The organism is Rhodococcus sp. KRD162, from assembly GCF_017168335.1.
Classification (GTDB): Bacteria; Actinomycetota; Actinomycetes; order Mycobacteriales; family Mycobacteriaceae; genus Rhodococcoides.
The window spans coordinates 25,468-42,136 of record NZ_JABFAU010000004.1 but is presented as its reverse complement, the minus strand read 5'-3'; the positions used below and the strand labels follow the sequence as shown (position 1 = coordinate 42,136).

20 protein-coding genes are annotated in these 16,669 nt (G+C 65.1%); 10 read left to right on the top strand and 10 right to left on the bottom strand.

The features are described from left to right. Positions 1–117: 117 nt before the first annotated feature. Both J1M87_RS07025 and J1M87_RS07020 read left to right on the top strand, forming a co-directional pair. The gene (locus J1M87_RS07025; protein WP_206488853.1) at positions 118–822 is read left to right on the top strand and encodes a hypothetical protein; all 705 of its coding nucleotides are present in this window, start codon (positions 118–120) and stop codon (positions 820–822) included. Then, complete coding sequence (locus tag J1M87_RS07020; protein ID WP_206489077.1) at positions 819–1,592, top strand: site-2 protease family protein; 774 nt, start codon at positions 819–821, stop codon at positions 1,590–1,592. The genes J1M87_RS07025 and J1M87_RS07020 overlap by 4 nt, the downstream gene beginning before the upstream one ends. A 1-nt stretch (position 1,593) precedes the next feature. On the opposite strand, the gene J1M87_RS07015 is transcribed toward J1M87_RS07020, so the two are convergent. After that, a complete protein-coding gene (locus tag J1M87_RS07015) occupies positions 1,594–2,535 on the bottom strand; it encodes a YafY family protein (protein ID WP_206488852.1) in 942 nt (313 codons plus the stop codon). Positions 2,536–2,588: 53 nt separating this feature from the next. Here J1M87_RS07015 and J1M87_RS07010 point away from each other — a divergent pair, with 53 nt between their 5' ends. Further along, the gene (locus J1M87_RS07010; RefSeq protein ID WP_206488851.1) at positions 2,589–3,053 is read left to right on the top strand and encodes a pyridoxamine 5'-phosphate oxidase family protein; all 465 of its coding nucleotides are present in this window, start codon (positions 2,589–2,591) and stop codon (positions 3,051–3,053) included. On the opposite strand, the gene J1M87_RS07005 is transcribed toward J1M87_RS07010, so the two are convergent. The 3 genes from J1M87_RS07005 to J1M87_RS06995 all read right to left on the bottom strand — a co-directional run bounded on the left by J1M87_RS07005 (position 3,043) and on the right by J1M87_RS06995 (position 5,621). Then, the gene (locus J1M87_RS07005) at positions 3,043–3,969 is read right to left on the bottom strand and encodes a cation diffusion facilitator family transporter (RefSeq protein WP_206488850.1); all 927 of its coding nucleotides are present in this window, start codon (positions 3,967–3,969) and stop codon (positions 3,043–3,045) included. The two genes, J1M87_RS07010 and J1M87_RS07005, sit on opposite strands and share 11 nt — an antisense overlap. An 88-nt stretch (positions 3,970–4,057) precedes the next feature. Continuing rightward, positions 4,058–5,149, bottom strand: a complete 1,092-nt coding sequence (locus J1M87_RS07000) for an aromatic acid exporter family protein (protein ID WP_241256531.1) — start codon at positions 5,147–5,149, stop codon at positions 4,058–4,060. A gap of 40 nt (positions 5,150–5,189) precedes the next feature. Beyond that, entirely contained in the window at positions 5,190–5,621 is a 432-nt protein-coding gene (locus J1M87_RS06995; protein ID WP_206488849.1) for a DUF3151 domain-containing protein, read from the bottom strand. Positions 5,622–5,767: 146 nt separating this feature from the next. Between J1M87_RS06995 and J1M87_RS06990 the strand changes: the two genes are divergently transcribed. Then, positions 5,768–6,565 (top strand): hypothetical protein, encoded by a 798-nt coding sequence (locus J1M87_RS06990; RefSeq protein ID WP_206488848.1) that lies wholly within the window; start codon positions 5,768–5,770, stop codon positions 6,563–6,565. Between the two features lie 64 nt (positions 6,566–6,629). Here the strand turns inward: J1M87_RS06990 and fbaA are convergent, their stop codons facing one another. Then, positions 6,630–7,670 (bottom strand): class II fructose-bisphosphate aldolase, encoded by a 1,041-nt coding sequence (gene fbaA, locus J1M87_RS06985; protein WP_206488847.1) that lies wholly within the window; start codon positions 7,668–7,670, stop codon positions 6,630–6,632. A gap of 184 nt (positions 7,671–7,854) precedes the next feature. On the opposite strand from fbaA, the gene J1M87_RS06980 reads away from it, so the two are divergent. Both J1M87_RS06980 and J1M87_RS06975 read left to right on the top strand, forming a co-directional pair. Continuing rightward, entirely contained in the window at positions 7,855–8,595 is a 741-nt protein-coding gene (locus tag J1M87_RS06980; protein ID WP_374222364.1) for a VTT domain-containing protein, read from the top strand. Positions 8,596–8,740: 145 nt separating this feature from the next. After that, positions 8,741–9,334 (top strand): DedA family protein, encoded by a 594-nt coding sequence (locus J1M87_RS06975; protein ID WP_241256554.1) that lies wholly within the window; start codon positions 8,741–8,743, stop codon positions 9,332–9,334. 60 nt (positions 9,335–9,394) lie between these two features. On the opposite strand, the gene J1M87_RS06970 is transcribed toward J1M87_RS06975, so the two are convergent. From J1M87_RS06970 to J1M87_RS06955, 4 genes are all read right to left on the bottom strand, one after another. Beyond that, positions 9,395–10,531 carry a glycoside hydrolase family 76 protein gene (locus J1M87_RS06970; RefSeq protein ID WP_206488845.1) on the bottom strand — a complete coding sequence of 379 codons (1,137 nt, stop codon included), beginning with the start codon at positions 10,529–10,531 and terminating at the stop codon, positions 9,395–9,397. 63 nt (positions 10,532–10,594) lie between these two features. Beyond that, a complete protein-coding gene (locus J1M87_RS06965; protein WP_241256530.1) occupies positions 10,595–11,281 on the bottom strand; it encodes an RNA methyltransferase in 687 nt (228 codons plus the stop codon). Continuing rightward, entirely contained in the window at positions 11,278–11,931 is a 654-nt protein-coding gene (locus J1M87_RS06960; RefSeq protein WP_206488844.1) for a DUF6636 domain-containing protein, read from the bottom strand. Before J1M87_RS06960 ends, J1M87_RS06965 begins: the two co-directional genes overlap by 4 nt. A gap of 86 nt (positions 11,932–12,017) precedes the next feature. Then, on the bottom strand, positions 12,018–12,848 hold the full coding sequence (locus tag J1M87_RS06955; RefSeq protein ID WP_206488843.1) for an SDR family oxidoreductase: 831 nt from the start codon (positions 12,846–12,848) through the stop codon (positions 12,018–12,020). A gap of 48 nt (positions 12,849–12,896) precedes the next feature. Here J1M87_RS06955 and J1M87_RS06950 point away from each other — a divergent pair, with 48 nt between their 5' ends. Continuing rightward, positions 12,897–13,349, top strand: a complete 453-nt coding sequence (locus J1M87_RS06950; RefSeq protein WP_206488842.1) for a hypothetical protein — start codon at positions 12,897–12,899, stop codon at positions 13,347–13,349. Here J1M87_RS06950 and J1M87_RS06945 read toward each other — a convergent pair. Next, positions 13,317–13,955 (bottom strand): lysoplasmalogenase family protein, encoded by a 639-nt coding sequence (locus tag J1M87_RS06945; protein WP_241256529.1) that lies wholly within the window; start codon positions 13,953–13,955, stop codon positions 13,317–13,319. The genes J1M87_RS06950 and J1M87_RS06945 overlap by 33 nt on opposite strands. A 123-nt stretch (positions 13,956–14,078) precedes the next feature. On the opposite strand from J1M87_RS06945, the gene J1M87_RS06940 reads away from it, so the two are divergent. The 3 genes from J1M87_RS06940 to J1M87_RS06930 all read left to right on the top strand — a co-directional run bounded on the left by J1M87_RS06940 (position 14,079) and on the right by J1M87_RS06930 (position 16,438). Next, positions 14,079–14,678, top strand: coding sequence for a hypothetical protein (locus J1M87_RS06940; protein ID WP_206488841.1), 600 nt, complete (start codon positions 14,079–14,081; stop codon positions 14,676–14,678). A gap of 75 nt (positions 14,679–14,753) precedes the next feature. Continuing rightward, positions 14,754–15,215: a MarR family transcriptional regulator gene (locus J1M87_RS06935; RefSeq protein WP_206488840.1), complete on the top strand. Its 462-nt coding sequence runs from the start codon at positions 14,754–14,756 to the stop codon at positions 15,213–15,215. Continuing rightward, a complete protein-coding gene (locus J1M87_RS06930; RefSeq protein WP_206488839.1) occupies positions 15,212–16,438 on the top strand; it encodes an MFS transporter in 1,227 nt (408 codons plus the stop codon). Before J1M87_RS06935 ends, J1M87_RS06930 begins: the two co-directional genes overlap by 4 nt. Positions 16,439–16,669 lie beyond the last annotated feature (231 nt).

Genomic DNA, 16,669 nt, shown 5'->3' with positions numbered 1-16,669 from the left:
TCGAACGAACCCAGCAGTCACCATTTGCCGCAGGCGCGACAGTGGCCGGGAGAACAGTCTAGCCGAGGCGGTGAGCTGGCCCGCATGCCACTACGGTCGGGCCGAAACGGGGGCACTATGGTCGTGACGAGGATTCATCGGAGATCGAGGAGCGCTGTGACACCGTTCGTTCTGCAGTGCGGAAGCCCGCCGCTGCCGATCACGCTGACCGACGTCCCTCTGCGCAGCGCACAACCGGTTCCAACCGATGACGACTGCAGCGCGATCTTCTCCGACATCGAATCGGCCTCGACCCCCCGCATCATCGTCCTGGGCGACGATGCCTCGCTGGCCGCAGTCCTGACCCGGTTGATGCGCACCGACCGCCTACACATCGAGATCGCGTTCGTGCCGGAGACCGCAACCAACGCAGCGCACATCTACAAACTCGGCACCGGATCGCGCGCGGCCAAGGTGGCACTGACCGGCACGGCGTCGAGCACGCCCCTGATTCGCGACGACGCAGGCAAAGCCGTCGTCGGTCGGGCCCTACTCGGTGGTGCCGACGGCGCCGAACTCGAGGGCGAGGCCTACGTCGACGACGCTCGGCTGTTCTCCGGCTTCGTCCCCGGCGTCGAGGTGGCACCGACCCCGGAGCTGCCTGGCCTGCGTGCACGCGTGATCAGTCGACGACGCCTGCTGCCCCGCCGCTGGGTGAGCGGGCGGGCGATGCAACTCGGCTCCCCCGCCGCTCAACTGCTGCGCGACGGCATTGCCGGCGACCGAACGGTGAAGCGTTCGACGTTCTACCGCCACGATCAGGAATGGCTGCTGGTCCGATGACCGTGCCGCTGCGCCGCAGCCCCGTTCTGCCGAGCCCGGTGTTCGTGGCTGTTCTGGCCGTCGCCGCAGTGGGCGGAGCTCTTGCCTGGACGGCCGAGGACGTCACGTCCGTCACCGCGCGCCTCGGAGTGTTCGTGCTGGTCCTGGCCGGATGGATCGTCTCGGTCTGCTTGCACGAGTTCGGCCATGCGGTCACCGCATTTCGCGCCGGAGATCGTGAGGTCGAACTTCGCGGCTATCTGACGCTCAACCCGCTGAAATACACCCACCCGTTGCTCTCGATCGTGCTGCCGGTGGTTTTCATCGCAATCGGCGGTATCGGCTTGCCGGGCGGTGCGGTGTACCTACGCACGGGCCAGTTCACGCCGTCGACGCAGCGACGCATCGCTCTCGCCGGCCCGCTCGCCAATGCCGTTGTTGCCGTGGCCCTTCTGGTCACCATCAGGCTGTTCGGCACCGACGGCACCCACTCCGCATTCTGGTACGGGCTCAGTTTCCTGGCGTTCCTGCAGATCATGGCCACTGTGTTGAACCTGATTCCGGTGCCCGGTCTCGACGGATATGCCGCACTCGAACCCTCGCTCTCACCCGCCACTCGGGCGTCGCTGGCCCAGTTCAAGACCTACGGTCTGCTCGTCCTCGTAGCCCTGCTGTTCGTACCGGCAGTCAATTCCGCATTCTTCGGGGCGATATACACCCTCTTCGGGCTGTCCGGCATTCCCGAGTTCTACGCGGGCAACGGCAACTTCCTGATGCGTTTCTGGTTGTAGCTCAACGGTTGTCGAGAGCGATCTCGGACGCGAGGTCATGCAGAGATCGCCGCAGCGACGCCGGCGCCTGAACGCGAACTCCCCCGCCGAGGGACAGGAGCTGCCCCAGTGCCACTTCCTCGCTCTCGAGCACGAGGTCGAGGGTGGTCCAGCCATCGTGGTCGGGCGGTGCGACGGCAGGCATCGCCGTGGTGCCGATGACCCGCGGCAGTGCACGACATGCTCGATCGGACAGTCGAACTCGACACCGATACTTCAGCAACGATCGATCGAACTCCGCCATCGACGCGGTCCACCATTGGGCCAGATCGAACCCCTCGGGCCGAATCACCGCAGACGCCAACTCCGTTACCTCGCCGACCCGGTCCACCCGAAACGACAGTATTTTCGTCCCCAGCCGCGCCACCAGATACCAGACCGAAGCTTTCACCACCAGACCCAGCGGACCGACGACGCGTCGTTCGCCTCGGTAGGTCATCTCGATATCGTGACCGGCCAGCACTGCCCGGGCCAACACGGGAACGACGTCGTTCGATGCGGGAACGGTGAACCACCCGGGCACGTCCACGTGGAGGCGATCACGCCACAGTCGAGCACTCGACCGAAGCGGCGCGGGCAGCGCGCCGAGGAGTTTGCTCTCGGCCGCCGCCGTGGCATCGGACAACCCCAGATCGGCGGCGACCGACGGCAGACCGAGGAACATCAGTGCCGATGTCTCGGTGCCGGTCATGCCGGTCAGCGCGGAGTTCCAACCGTCGAGCAGCCGGATGCCGCCGCCGGGGCCGGTTTCGGTCCACAGCGGCACGCCCGCCGCACCGAGTGCACCGATATCGCGGTAGATGGTCCGGACGGACACCTCGACCTGCTCGGCCAGCGATTGCGCCGTCGCTGTCCGCCCGCTCTGGAGCAGCAGCATGATGCGGAGCAACCGCACGGAACGCATTGCTCGATATTACTGACACAAGATGTCAGTAATAGTGGCGAATACTCGAATTCATGACGACGTGGAACGAGTTCTCGACGGCAGCACCACACCTGGCATCGGCAGTCAGGGCCAGATTCACCGCCCACAAACACCACGTGCTCGCGACGCTGCGAGCGGACGGCTCACCCCGGGTGAGCGGTACCGAGGTCGAGTTCACCGACGGTGGCCAAGCGCGGCTGGGTTCGATGCTCGGCGCGGTCAAGGTCCTGGACCTGCAGCGCGACGGACGGTGTGCACTGCACAGCAATCCGGGTCATCACACGATGGAGGGCGGGGACGCGAAGATCGGCGGGCGAGCCATCGAGATCACCGACCCGGCTGTGCTGCAACCGATATTCGAAGCCGCACCCGACATGGCCCCGTACCACGTGTTCGACATCGACATCACCGAGGTGGTGCTGACCTCACTGGTGGACGATCACATGCAGATCGACCTGTGGCGGCCCGGACACGAGGTCCGCACCGTCACCAGGTGAGCTCTTCCTTGCATGTTCGACCGTGTGCGGCCGGCTCGACCTGCACCGTCGCGTGGTCGAGTCCGTAGGTCGAGAGCAACGACCTGGCGCGGTCGAGCACCATCGACGTTGCCCCCTCGCACTCGAGATGCACTGTGGCCACATCCATTCCGGTGGTCAGCGTCCACACGTGCAGGTCGTGCACGCCCGTCACCCCTGGCAGCGCACGCAGATCCCCGGTCAGCGCGTAGACGTCGATATCGGCCGGGCTCGCCTGGGTGAGAATGCGCAGCGCCGAACCGGCGAGCTTGATCGCACGCGGTATCACCCACAGAGAGATCAGGACGCCGACGACGATATCGGCCCAGGTCCACCCGAATGCGACCATCGAGATGCCTGCGACGAGAACTCCGACACTGCCGACCGCGTCGGCCAGCACTTCCATGTACGCGCCGCGGACCGCGAGGGAATCCTTGGCGTCGCCGCGAATGAGAAGCATGACGACGATATTGGCGGCCAGTCCAGCGGTTGCCGTGAGAACGAGTGGCACACCGGGGATTTCCGGAGCGTCGCCGATGCGGGATATGGCCTCGTACATGATGAAGGCCGCAACACCGAGCAGCAGAACGGCATTCGCGATGGCCGTGAGGACCTCGGCGCGGTGCCAGCCGAAAGTTCTTCCGGCAGCGGCACTTCCCTTGCGGGCCAGCAGCAGGGCAATCAACCCCATCGACATTCCGAGCACATCGGTGAGCATGTGCCCGGCGTCGGCGAGCAGACCCAATGATCCGATCGCAAGCGCGACGGTGGCCTCCACGACGAGGAACACCACCAGAATCGCCAAGGCGATGACCATCTTGCGAACCCGGGACTTCGGCGGCCCCGCACCGGCGTGGGAACCTCCCACGCCGTGACTGTGCCCGTGACCCGCGCCCATGACTCCCCCTCGCTCACCGAAATCTGCTTCCGGGAGTCACCATATGCGTACATACGCATATGTGCAATGGTCTGCCGTCTGCAGACCTCTATTCCTCCGGCGGGACGTGCGGATTCTTCACCGTCGGCGGAAGCGTGGCCAAGGCGGAGATGCGTTTGAGCCCGGCGACCTGCAGCAAATCGACGATGATCGACCGCAACTGCGCCAGCACCACCGTCGCCGACAGACCGGCATCGGCGATCAGCTCCGGCTTCGCACCGGCGGCAACCGAACGCAACACCCGAGCCGCCTCAGCCGCATCCGGCTTCTGCCCCGGATCGGCGAGAACCATCTGACGCAGCACATCCACCGCATGCGCCAGTTTCTCCACCTCGTCGACCACGCGGGGATCGAGAATCTCGTCGTCTCGCACCAGCGTCAGCGATCGCCGCGCAAGGACCCGAATGTTGCGTACCGCATTGTCGATGGGATCGGCGGTCGCCGCGAGAGCCGCCAAACGCGTGCGGTGATTCCAGTACATCGGCGAGATCCGGGCAATTTCCCGACCGCCCCTGAGATCGGTCCGCAGAGCATCGATACCGGACTGTGTCGCGCGCGCCTTCCGCAAGGCCTCTTCGATCGGCTTGGGATCGTTGGCCACCAAGCCGTCGGCCACCTTCTGCAAGATGTTCGACGCCGTGGCCAGCACGTTCGCCGCGTCCTTACGAGCCCGCCAGACCGGATGCGTCGGAATCAACGCCACGATCGCGATGCCCACCAGACCACCGACCAACGCGTCGACCATGCGATTGGGGCCGCCCATGTCGCCCGGCGGAATGAGCGTCGCCACCAGAACCGCCGACGAGCCGGCCTGCATCGAAATGATGGGGCCGCCGTCGAGGAACACGGCACCGGACATCGCCAGCACCACCACGAGCGCGATCTGCCACGGCCCACTACCGATCAGCGCAATCAGCAGGTCGCCGACGCCGATGCCGACGGTCACCCCGACGACGAGCTCTGCCGACCGGCGCAACCGCGCGCCGAGCGAGACGCCGAGCGAGACGACAGCGGCGATCGGCGCGAAGAACGGTCGTTCGTGACCGACGATGTCCGTCGCGACCCACCACGCCACCCCTGCGGCAAGAGCGCACTGAACGATCGGCAGCATCGACAATCTCAGCCGGGCCGAACCCGTCATCAGTCGCGTCCGGCCACGCGCACGACTGGCGCGGGCTCGATCAGCCCAGGCCGAGCGCTTCTGCTGCCCTGGGATCACAGTCTTCGAGGAGGTCGAGGCAGCGCGCGTACTCGTCGTGCTCGCCGATGTCACGGGCAGCTTTGGCGAGGACTGCGACGCATCGGAGGAATCCGCGGTTGGGCTCATGGCTGTACGGGACGGGCCCGAATCCCTTCCATCCATTACGACGCAGCTGGTCGAGACCTCGGTGGTACCCGGTACGTGCATAGGCGTACGCGGTGATGGTCGCACCCGAGTCGAGCGCGCCCTCGGCGAGATACGCCCAGGCGATGGACGCAGTCGGATGCGCAGCGGCCACCGTCTCGGGGGCCTCGTGGTTCAACAGTGCGGATTCGGCCTCGTCGTCTCCGGGCAACAGGGTGGGTTGGGGTCGGGTGGGTTGGGGTCCGAGCAGATCACCGAAAGAAGTCATGGCGCTCATTGTGCCCCTACGTCACCGAATCGTGTCCGAACACCCCCGGTGCCGCTCACGCCGGGCCGCACAGACGGTCGATAGGCTGCCAGCGGACGAAATCGAGACACACCGCTCGGAAGAATTCGGTGAACGAGGGAGAACGCATGCCGGACGAGAAGAACAATGCGCCCCCCGAGGTCGAGTCCACCACTGCCCCTGAGTCCAGCGCCGAGGTCGAGTCCACCACTGCCCCTGAGTCGGACCCTGCCGAGAACGTGCCGACCGAGAAGTCCTCCGCGACCGCCGATGAGAACTCGGTCTCCGCCGATGAGAACTCGGTCTCCGCCGATGAGAACTCGGTCTCGGCCGACGAGGAATCGGTGTCGAAGACCGCGAAGCCGACCCCGGCGGCGGAACCTCGAACCGACGAACCCGAGCAGGTCGAACCCAAGCAAGACAGGCCCCAGAAGGTGGTTCCCAAGAAGGTCGGACCCCAGCGCATCGGGCCCGCGCCTGCCCGGACCGAACAGCCGAGCCACAAGAAGTGGTGGGCGGCACTGGTCGCGGCGGTGGTCGTCATCGCTGCGGTGGCCGCCGGAGCGTACCTGCTACTCGACCGCTCCAGCGTCGACGATTCCCCGGAGGCGCAGATCCGGTCGACGGTCGAATCGTTCACCAGGGCGCTCGCGAGCGGGGACCTCGCGACGTTGCGCAGCAGCTCGTGCGGGGATCTGGCGGCCTTCTATCGCGACATCCCGGACGCCGAGTTCGCCGACGTCCACCGCGTCACGCAGGAACAGGGCAGCATCCCGACCCTCGACAGCATCGACGCCATCCAGGTCGCCGACGACGGCACCGCCATTGCTCAGGTGATCACACACACCGAGGACAACCCCAACGATCGGTCGCCGCGCACCTTCGACCTACGCCTCGAGGACGATCAGTGGAAGGTGTGCAGCTGACGCTGCATGTGAGCGGAAATTCGTAGTCCACTACGAATTTCCGCTCACATGCGGCGAAGCCGCTCTATCCGGCGCTCACGCTACGACCGGCGGACTTGAGGTCGTTGCACGCCTCGACGACGCGCGCGCTCATGCCTGCCTCTGCCTTCTTGAGGTAACTGCGCGGGTCGTAGGTCTTCTTGTTGCCGACCTCGCCGTCGACCTTGAGGACACCGTCGTAGTTGGAGAAGAAGTGCCCGGCGATGGGGCGGCTGAACGCGTACTGGGTATCGGTGTCGACGTTCATCTTCACCACGCCGTACTCGAGCGCCTCCTCGATTTCGCTCTTCGCCGAGCCGGATCCGCCGTGGAAGACGAAGTCGAACGGCTTCGAGCCCGAGGCCAGGCCGAGCTTCTCCGACGCGACCTTCTGACCGTCCGCGAGCACCGACGGCTTGAGCTTGACGTTGCCCGGCTTGTAGACGCCGTGCACGTTGCCGAACGTCGCCGCAAGCAGGTACCGCGAGCCCGCGTCACCTGCGCCGAGAGCCTCGACCGTCTTGAGGAAGTCCTCGTTGGAGGTGTAGAGCTTGTCGTTGATCTCGGCCTCGACGCCGTCTTCCTCGCCGCCGACAACACCGATCTCGATCTCGAGAATGATGTTCGCCGCTGCAGCGCGCGCCAGCAGATCCTTGGCGATGTCGAGGTTCTCGTCGATCGGGATGGCCGAGCCGTCCCACATATGCGACTGGAACAACGGGTTCTTGCCTGCGTCGACGCGTTCCTGCGACACCGCGATCAGCGGGCGCACGTACGTGTCGAGCTTGTCCTTGGGGCAGTGGTCGGTGTGCAGAGCGATGGTGACGTCGTACTTCGCGGCGATCACGTGCGCGAACTCCGCGAGCGCGACTGCGCCGACGACCATGTCCTTGACGCCCAGGCCGGATCCGAACTCGGCACCGCCGGTCGAGAATTGGATGATGCCGTCACTACCTGCGTCGGCGAAGCCTTTGATGGCGGCGTTGATGGACTCGGAACCCACACAGTTGATTGCCGGAAAAGCGAACTTGTGTTCCTTCGCCCGGCCCAGCATCTCGGCGTAGACCTCGGGAGTTGCGATAGGCACGGCGTCATTCCTCCATTGAGAGTTCGATTGTGTCCTGTGCAGTATGGCAACCTCGCGCCCCGGTGTCGTGCGTACCCACTCGCGTTCGCCATTCGAACCCGGCCACCGAGTCCCACGAACAGGCAATCGCGTTCACAGCAGCCGGACACCAGCTGTTCAGGAATTCACAGCCTCGGCCGGTAGTGTGGGCGCGGTGAGTCTTCAAGCTGCATCGGAATCGGTGACGACAAATCTGGCCCTGCTGCCTGGATTCCTCGACCCGGTGAACCTGCTCAACTCGTTCGGCCACTGGGTGCTCATCGGCCTCCTGCTGGTGGTGTTCATCGAGTCGGGGCTGTTGTTCCCGCTTCTCCCCGGCGATTCGCTGCTGTTCACGGCCGGTTTGATCGCCGCTTCGAAGTCCACCGAAATCGAGCCGTTCGCGTCCATCTGGACACTGGTCATTCTGATTCCGATCGCGGCAATCCTCGGTGACCAGGTCGGCTACCTGATCGGCACCAAGGGCGGTGCTGCCCTCTTCAAGAGCAACGACGCGCGATTCCTCAAGAAGAAGTACATCGACGAATCGCACATCTTCTTCGAAAAGCATGGCCCGATCACCATCGTTCTGGCCCGCTTCGTGCCGATCGTGCGTACGTTCGCGCCCGTGGTCGCCGGTGCTTCGCACATGAGGTACTCACTGTTCCTGACCTACAACGTCATCGGCGGCGTCGCCTGGGGCGCGGGCGTGACCGTCCTGGGCTACTTGCTCGGCCAGATCGATTTCATTCGCGAGCACGTCGACATCATCTTCCTGCTGATCGTGGCGGTCTCCGTGGTGCCCATCGCGATGGAGGTCGGCAAGCGCATGGTCAAGGCGCGCAAGACTCCGCTCGGCGAGGCGACGGACGCGATCGAGGCCGACGCCTCGGACTCCACGTCCTGATCCAGATCTTGCGAAAGCGATCAAGACCGTGCATTCGATTACCACTGCGCTGAGCGCCGCGGCCCTGCCGACGGTGTCGCATGACGCCGCAGGCACCTTCGGTCCGCTGCAGAGCGCGGGCCCGCTCGTCGTATGGATCGTCGTGATGACATTCGTATTCGTCGAATGCGCTGTGATCATCGGCCTGTTTCTGCCCGGAGATTCGATGCTGATCACGGCGGGCATCGTGATGGCCACTCACGCCTCGGGCACCGGACACATCTGGGCGCTGTCGGTCGGTGCGATGGTGGCCGCGATCGCGGGCAACCAGGTGGGATACATGATCGGGCACCGGACCGGGTCGACGTTGGTGGCGCGCAAGAATGGCAAGTACCTCAATACCAAGAACCTCCACCGAGTCAATGTCCTGCTGGAGAAGCACGGATTCAAGGCGGTGCTCGTTGCGCGGTGGATCCCCTGGGTGCGCACACTGTGCCCGCTGGTGGCAGGCGCGGCAAAGATGGATCACCGCAGGTACACCATCGCGAGCACGCTCGGCGCGATCATCTGGGCCCCGGTGCTGCTGTTGGTCGGGTTCTACTTCGGTTCGTTCCTCGAGAACATCCCGTGGCTGCTGCCCGCAGTTCTCATCGGCATGATCCTGGTGTTGGTGGTCGGCACCGGTCTCGGCATCTGGCAGTACCGGAAGGAAATGGCTCGACCCGAGGAGACCATCGAGGTCGACGAGGTCGTCGAGTAGCGGCTGCGGGCAGTATCGAAATCCAGCAGCTCAGGATCCAGCAGCTCAGAATCCACTAGCTCAGAATCCTGCGGCCGAGACGCGGTAGGCCGCCTCCATGAGCATCCAGCCACCCAGCTGCACCGAGAGGTCTCGCTCGGGCACCTCGGAGGGGCGCACGGTCCCCTCGGCGAAGGTGGCGATGCGCAAGCCCTGCCCCGGGAACCGGGCCTCGCGGGTCCAGTCGGCCCCGAACAGGGGGTTGTCCTCCACTTCGAGTCGGTTCTCCCACGCGGCCTCGGCCGAGTTCAGCACGATCGCCGCTGCGGTTTCGCGCGCTCGGTCGTCGGCGTCCGAGTTGCTGGGTAGTTCCACGGCGACCACGGCGAGGTAGCGGGCGAGGATGGAGTTGAACAGGCCACCGTCTCCCCCGCCGCCGCCGGTGATGACGAGAGTGCGGGTCAGGTGGTTCTCGACGGCGTCGACCAGCGCATGAACCCGCTCCGCGTGCCTGGCTTCGCCGAGCCGCACAGCGAGTTCGGTCTCGAGGCCCAGGGCGACGCCCTGACAATAGCTGTAGATCGCGCGCTCGAGCTCGCCCGGTTGTCCTGCTTCGACGAGTGCGCGCGTGGAATGCATCCCGTCGAAGATCAAACCGGTTCGGGTGTCGAGCAAAGTGCGGTTCATCCAGTCCGACATTTCCTGCGCTCGCCACAGTCGACCGGTGCGCGCGAGCATGATCGCGGCCGGACCGTTGGCCGGGGCATTGTAGAAATCGGACTTGCGACGCCAGGGAATGCCGCCGCCCTCCGCCGGAGCCCACGCGTCGAACAGCGCCATCTCTATCTGTGCGATGCCGTGGCGGTTGGCGACGAGCTGCTGTCGTTGGGCCCGTTCGAGCGCCAACCCGAGCCAGGCCATGTCGTCGTAGTAGTTGTTGGTCCACCCGGTGATGTTCCGAATGCGGTGTGCCCGGGTGATCTTGTTCAGTCGGCGACGACGTTTGGCGGTGGGATTGCGGTCTGTGGCGTCGACGGCGCAGTCGAGCAGATGTGCCTGCCACCAGTAATGCCAACGCAGGAATAGTCGCTCGCGGCGCGCCGGGGGCCAGGCGACGACGCCGAGCGTCGTTCCCGGCAAGCCCCAGAGCCGGCGCGCATGCCGCTCGAGGACGGCCCCCTCCGCAGCGTCTGCACGCTGCGACCACAACTGCTGCATTCTTCTGATCCTGCCACTACCGTTGCTGATTCGTTACATCACGCCCAGAAACCGGGGGCAGGCTCACCACGCGGCGTCGAGATCGGCGTGCTGCCGAATCCACGAGTGCATGGCGATCCCCGCGGCAACACCTGCATTGATACTGCGGGTGGACCCGAATTGCGCGATGGACACCGTCATCGAGGCCGCCGCACGTGCATCGTCGGTGACACCCGGTCCCTCCTGGCCGAACAGGAGAAGACACTCTCGCGGCAACTCGGCTGTCTCGATCGGTACCGATCCCGGGGTGTTGTCGACGGCGACGACGACGAGGCCCTGCTCCGCTGCGAACGCCATCAGCGCCGCCACCGAATCGTGGTGCTGGATGTGCTGATACCGGTCGGTCACCATCGCGCCGCGGCGATTCCACCTGCGTCGCCCGACGATGTGCACCGTCTGTGCGGCAAAGGCATTCGCTGTGCGTACGACCGTGCCGATATTGGCATCATTGGTGAAGTTCTCGATGGCAACGTGCAAGCAGTGCCGTCGGGTGTCGATATCGGCGACGATCGCCTCACGTCGCCAGTAGCGATAGGCGTCGACGACGTTGCGGCGATCGCCCTCGGCAAGTAGTTCGGGATCGAACCGCGGATCGTCGGGCGGAGGTTCGGTGTGGGTGTCGACCCAGGGCCCGACACCGTGGGGATTGACGCCCCACTCGGTGGGACCGACGTCCTCCGGGGAACGGCGGTCGATCGGCTTCTCGCTCAATAGACTTCGTTGCTGTCGGGCGCGATTCGGAATCCGTGGCCGGTGGCATCGTCGACGCACGAGATGCCGTTCTCGGCGGACGAGCAGGTGAAGCCGTTGCCGGTGATGGTCGCGCCTACAGCCAGCGGTGGATCGATCGTCTCACCGCCCGAGGTGTACACCACTCCGCCCGAGCACATGAACGCGGCGGGGCCCTCGTTGGTCACCCGAATGCCATTGCCCCAGTTGACCATGCAGTCGTCGGGCCGGGGCGGGACCGGCGTGGTCGTGCCCTGACATCCGGCCTCGGTGCGGCTCGACAACGGCACGATGCCGCACTGGAACAGGCCGTCGGGCGAACTGAAGTAGTACGCGCCGCCTATCGGGGCGTATGTCGTCTGCGGTTCTGCGGTGGGTGGCTCGACCGGCGGCGGAGGAGGCGGAAGCGGTTCCTCGGTGGTGGTCGGCGGCGCAACCTCGGTGGTCGGCATCGTCGTGGTGACCGCGGGCTCCGTGGTCGTGGTGGTCGTCGACGCCGGCGGCGGAGATTGGGCGGCGGATTCACCGCCGCATCCGGCGAGGGCGAGAACCGTGCTCACGCCGATCCCTATGGTCCAGGCTCGCACCGAGCCCGGTTTCGCGGCCCAGCTCGACCCCGACGTTGGCAGCATGAACAAACCCCGACCCACCTCTCGACACAGCGCTCTCGAAAGACCGACGATACCGGCGGCGGGCCGGCATCGTCCGGGGAGGAGTCCTAGGTGTGGCTCAGCCGCCGGTTCACCTCGCGGGTGAGCCACGCGGGTGAGAAGCGTGAACCCAGCGAGAGGGCCTTGGACTGCAAGCCGACCGGGAAATGCACCTTGTGCAACCGACGCTTGACCGGACGGGTCGCGTCGAAGATCGCCTCGGAGACATCTTTCACGGTGAGCTTGACACCCAACGAGCTCGTGGTTCCCGTCGAGACGTCCTTGGTCATCGCCGTCTGGACGAACAGTGGCCACATGGCCTTGACCGAGATGTCGTACTTACTCCACTCGAGATCCAACGCCTCGGTGATGCCGCGCACGGCGAACTTGGTTGCGCCGTACGTCACCAACTCGGGCTGACCGTAGATGGCCGACGCCGAACACAGGTTGATCACCTGCGCCCCCGGGGTGTCCTTCAAATACGGGAACGCGGCCAGCGTGCCGTAGACGACGCCGTTGAAGTTGATGTCGATCTGGCGGCGATGCACCGCAAGGGGCATGTCCTCGAACGGGCCTGCCACCAGAATGCCTGCGTTGTTGATCAAGATGTCGAGTCGACCGTCGCCCTCGCCGACGAACTCCTTCAACCGGGTTTCCCACTGGTCGGAGTCGGTTACATCCAAGGTACCGGTGATCACGCGACCGCTGAGCGAGGAGGCCTCTCGGCCCAGCGACGCCAAGCCGGTCTCGTCGATGTCGTATGCACCGACGAGGTAGCCACTGGCTGCGAACTTGAGAGCAGTCGCTCTACCGATTCCTGCTGCTGCGCCGGAGATGAAAACAGTTGGTCGAGTCACATCGAACACCGTACATGTAACCCTACTTACCGGTAACCCCATATCGTCGAATACCGAATCACCGCCGCCCGCGGCCCCAGGAGCACCGAAGTGAACGACGCCAGAAGCGTACGAGCCGTGGTCAGCGTGACGATCGCCTACGCGATAGCCCTGGCCGTCTGGATCGGTTGGCTCCGCGATCGAACTCCCCCGGAAACGCTGCCGTATCAATTGGCGGCCCTGGTCGCTGGATTCGGTGCGGCCCTCGGGCTGGCGATGATGATCGCCGGACGCCCCACTCGCGAGCAGAAGGCCCTGATCGAACACGGCGTCGAGGGTTGGGCCACGGTCGATGCCCTCCGCCGCATCGACGACGAGACGGCCGAGTTGGATCTGGAATTCACCGTGCCCGGTTCGGGCAGTTACTTCGGCACGATCGTCCACGCCGTCCCGAAGTCGGACACGACGCGGTTCGAGCCGGGCACCGTCATCGCGGTCCGCGTCGACCCCGCTCATCGCGAACGGGTGCTACTACTGCCCCGACCTCGCGGCCTCGACGAGTAGGACCTGCGCAGCGACGTACGACGACAGAACGAAGGCCTCCGCAATTCGGCGATGCCGCTCCCGGGTCAGGAAGAGTCGCCGAAAGACGATCAGCGCATCGGAGGCGGTGAACAACGCGCCGCCGATCACGAGCCGTCGATCGCCGCCGCGCGACGGCGAAGCGGCAGACAAAGTCGATGTGGTGGCCAGCGCTGCGCCGTACCCCGACAGGGTCGCCGCCACGGCGGGCTGCCGCTCGAACAGCAGCACCGTCACCGCCGCCCACCCGCCGTACCGAGCAATGGCGTCGATCGGGGTGGGGCGCGCGCCCCGGCACAGGAGCAGGTACGCATAGCTGCACTGCATCACCGCAAAGGCACGCGCTCCCCACTCCAGTGCGGAGTCGTCGTCAGGATCGATCAACAGCACGTCGCCGACGGTGGCCGCGGCGAGACCCGTCAACAAGACCCGATCCCGGGCCGGATCGAGCCCGGTGGCCAGGGCCGGGACGATCAACGGTTTGGCGAGGCGTTGCAGCGCCGACGAGCCGGTGCAGGCCCCGACCACCGTCACGGCACCGGCGACCAGTGCAGCTGCGCGAGCACGACGTATCCGAGTGTTCTTCAATCCGCCACCTCCATCACGACGATCGTCACATGTGACGCTGCCCCCTATTGCTTGATACTCGCAGTTCGCGTGGGCATCGTGGACTGGTAGGTCGGATCATCTCGAACACTGTGGGGAACCATCATGCGCCGAAAAGCCAGTGGGCAGAGCAGTTCCGCACACGACGACATCGCCGGCCACCTCAATCCTCTGCTGCGCGACTGCGATGTCCGCCAGACCCGCATCAAGCATTGGGTCATCGCACTGATGGTCGTCATGATTCCGGTATCGCTGTGGATCGGTGCATCCGCCCATACCGCTCAGCAACAGCGTCTCGACAACCAGCGAAGCTCGATTCACCAGGTCACCGCGACGACGACGGCAGCGGCAGAGGCCGCGCCCGTCGGCTCGACCGAATTGGGCTCGACCGTCGTCGCATCGAGCACCTCGGTCGACTCGCGCTGGACGTATCAAGGCGTCGAGCACACCGGACTCGTCAGTGTCGACACCGGTTCTCCGGTCGGCACCACCACACCGATCTGGGTCGACAACAACGGTGACCGGACGGTACGGCCACTGACGTCCGCCGATGTCACCACCGCGTACATCTTCGACACGATCGGTAGTTGGGTGCTGGTGGCGACCGTTCTTCTCGGCTTCTACCACCTGATGCGCTTGCGCTACGACGGCATGCGGTACGCCGAGTGGGATCGCGAGATCGCCGATCTCCTCGGCAAGCACTGACCGGGCTCGACCTGTTTCGTTCGAGGCCGTTTTCCCGCCTTGTGATAGATAGTTAGAGTATGTAACAATAAATCGGTGAGCCACGACGACGACATCATCCGGGACCTGCTCTCGCAGCTGGTCACCAGTTCGTCACGCTTCGCCCGATTGGCCGCACGGTTCGGCAGTGACGAATGGCCCCGCGCATGGATGCGCGCCCTGTCGCTGCTCGAGGAGTACCAGCCCCTGCGCATCAGCACCTTCGCCGAGCTGGACCGCTGCTCCCAACCATCGGCGACGGCACTGCTCGCCAAGCTGAACAAGGCCGACCTCGTCACCAGGAGACCCGATCCCGAGGACTCGCGCGCCGTTCTCGTAGAGATGACCGAGGCAGGCCACCGATGGCTCGCCGCGAGTCGACGCCACATCGTCGACGGCCTGGTCCCGTACCTGTCCGACCGTGACCCAGAACAGATTCAGAAACTGACCGACGGTCTGAGCGAGCTGCGCAGCATCCTCGAACCCGTCGATCGCACAACGAGAGGAACCCTGTCGTGACCACCAGTACGTCCCCCGACAGCCTGCTGAAACAGCCGCGCGCGGTATGGGCCGTCGCGTTCGCCAGCGTCATCGCCTTCATGGGCATCGGCCTGGTCGACCCCATCCTCAAACCCATCGGCGAGCAGCTCGACGCCTCACCGTCTCAGGTGTCCTTGCTGTTCACCAGCTACATGCTCGTCACCGGTGTCGCAATGCTGATCACGGGAGTGGTGTCCAGCCGTTTCGGACCCAAGCGCACCCTGCTGGTCGGCTTGGCGATCATCGTCGTATTCGCCGCCCTCGCAGGCACGTCCGGATCGGTCGGCGAGATCATCGGTTTCCGCGCCGGTTGGGGACTCGGCAACGCCCTGTTCATCGCGACTGCGCTGTCGACGATCGTCGGCGCCGCATCCGGTGGGGTCGCGCGGGCGATCATTCTCTACGAGGCAGCACTGGGAATCGGCATCGCGACCGGTCCCCTCGTCGGCGGTGTTCTCGGCGGGTTCAGTTGGCGCGGGCCGTTCTTCGGCGTCGCCGCCTTGATGGCCATCGCGTTCATCCTGCTGATCGTCATGCTCCCGGACACCCCCAAGCCCGCGCGCACCACGTCGATCCTCGATCCGTTTCGCGCGCTCAGGCACCGCGGACTATTGACCGTGGGCATCACCGCTCTGCTCTACAACTACGGCTTCTTCACCCTGCTCGCGTACACACCGTTCCCGCTGGACATGGGCACGTACTCGATCGGTTTCATCTTCTTCGGCTGGGGCCTGTGCCTTGCGGTGGCCTCGGTGTTCATCGCACCGAAGCTGCAGCGTGCCTACGGAACGCTGAACATGATGATGCTCTCGCTGCTGCTGTTCGCCGTCGATCTGGGCGTGATGGCGCTGTTCACGGAGAACAAGACCGTCCTGATCGTGGGAACCGTCGTCGCCGGGTTGTTCCTCGGCGTCAACAACACCTTGATCACCGAGACCGTGATGATCTCGGCACCGGTGGAGCGTTCTACGGCATCGGCGGCGTACAGCTTCGTTCGTTTCGTCGGTGGCGCTGCCGCGCCGTACCTGGCCGGAAAGCTGGGCGAGTCGAACATGCATGTGCCGTTCTGGGTGGGTGCCGTGTGCACACTGCTCGCGATCATCGTGCTGTCCACCGGCCGCGCTGTCCTGGCGCACGTCGACGATCACGATCCTGCGCCGCACAGCATCGACGAGGCGCGCGCGGTGACCGTGGGGGACTGATCCGCCCGATCGAACAGACATCGACGACGGCCGAGATCACCGATCTCGGCCGTCGCGCCGTATCGGCAACCCCTTGCGTCACATTGACCCCATACGTAACACTTTTATAACCAAACGACTGGTAAAGGGCTTTTCGGTTTGTTGGACCGTCCGGTTGGTTTACGGTTCCGGGATCACGCTTGTTCGTGTGACTCACCAACAACACTCGTTCCGCGCGGGAGGACGAGTGCG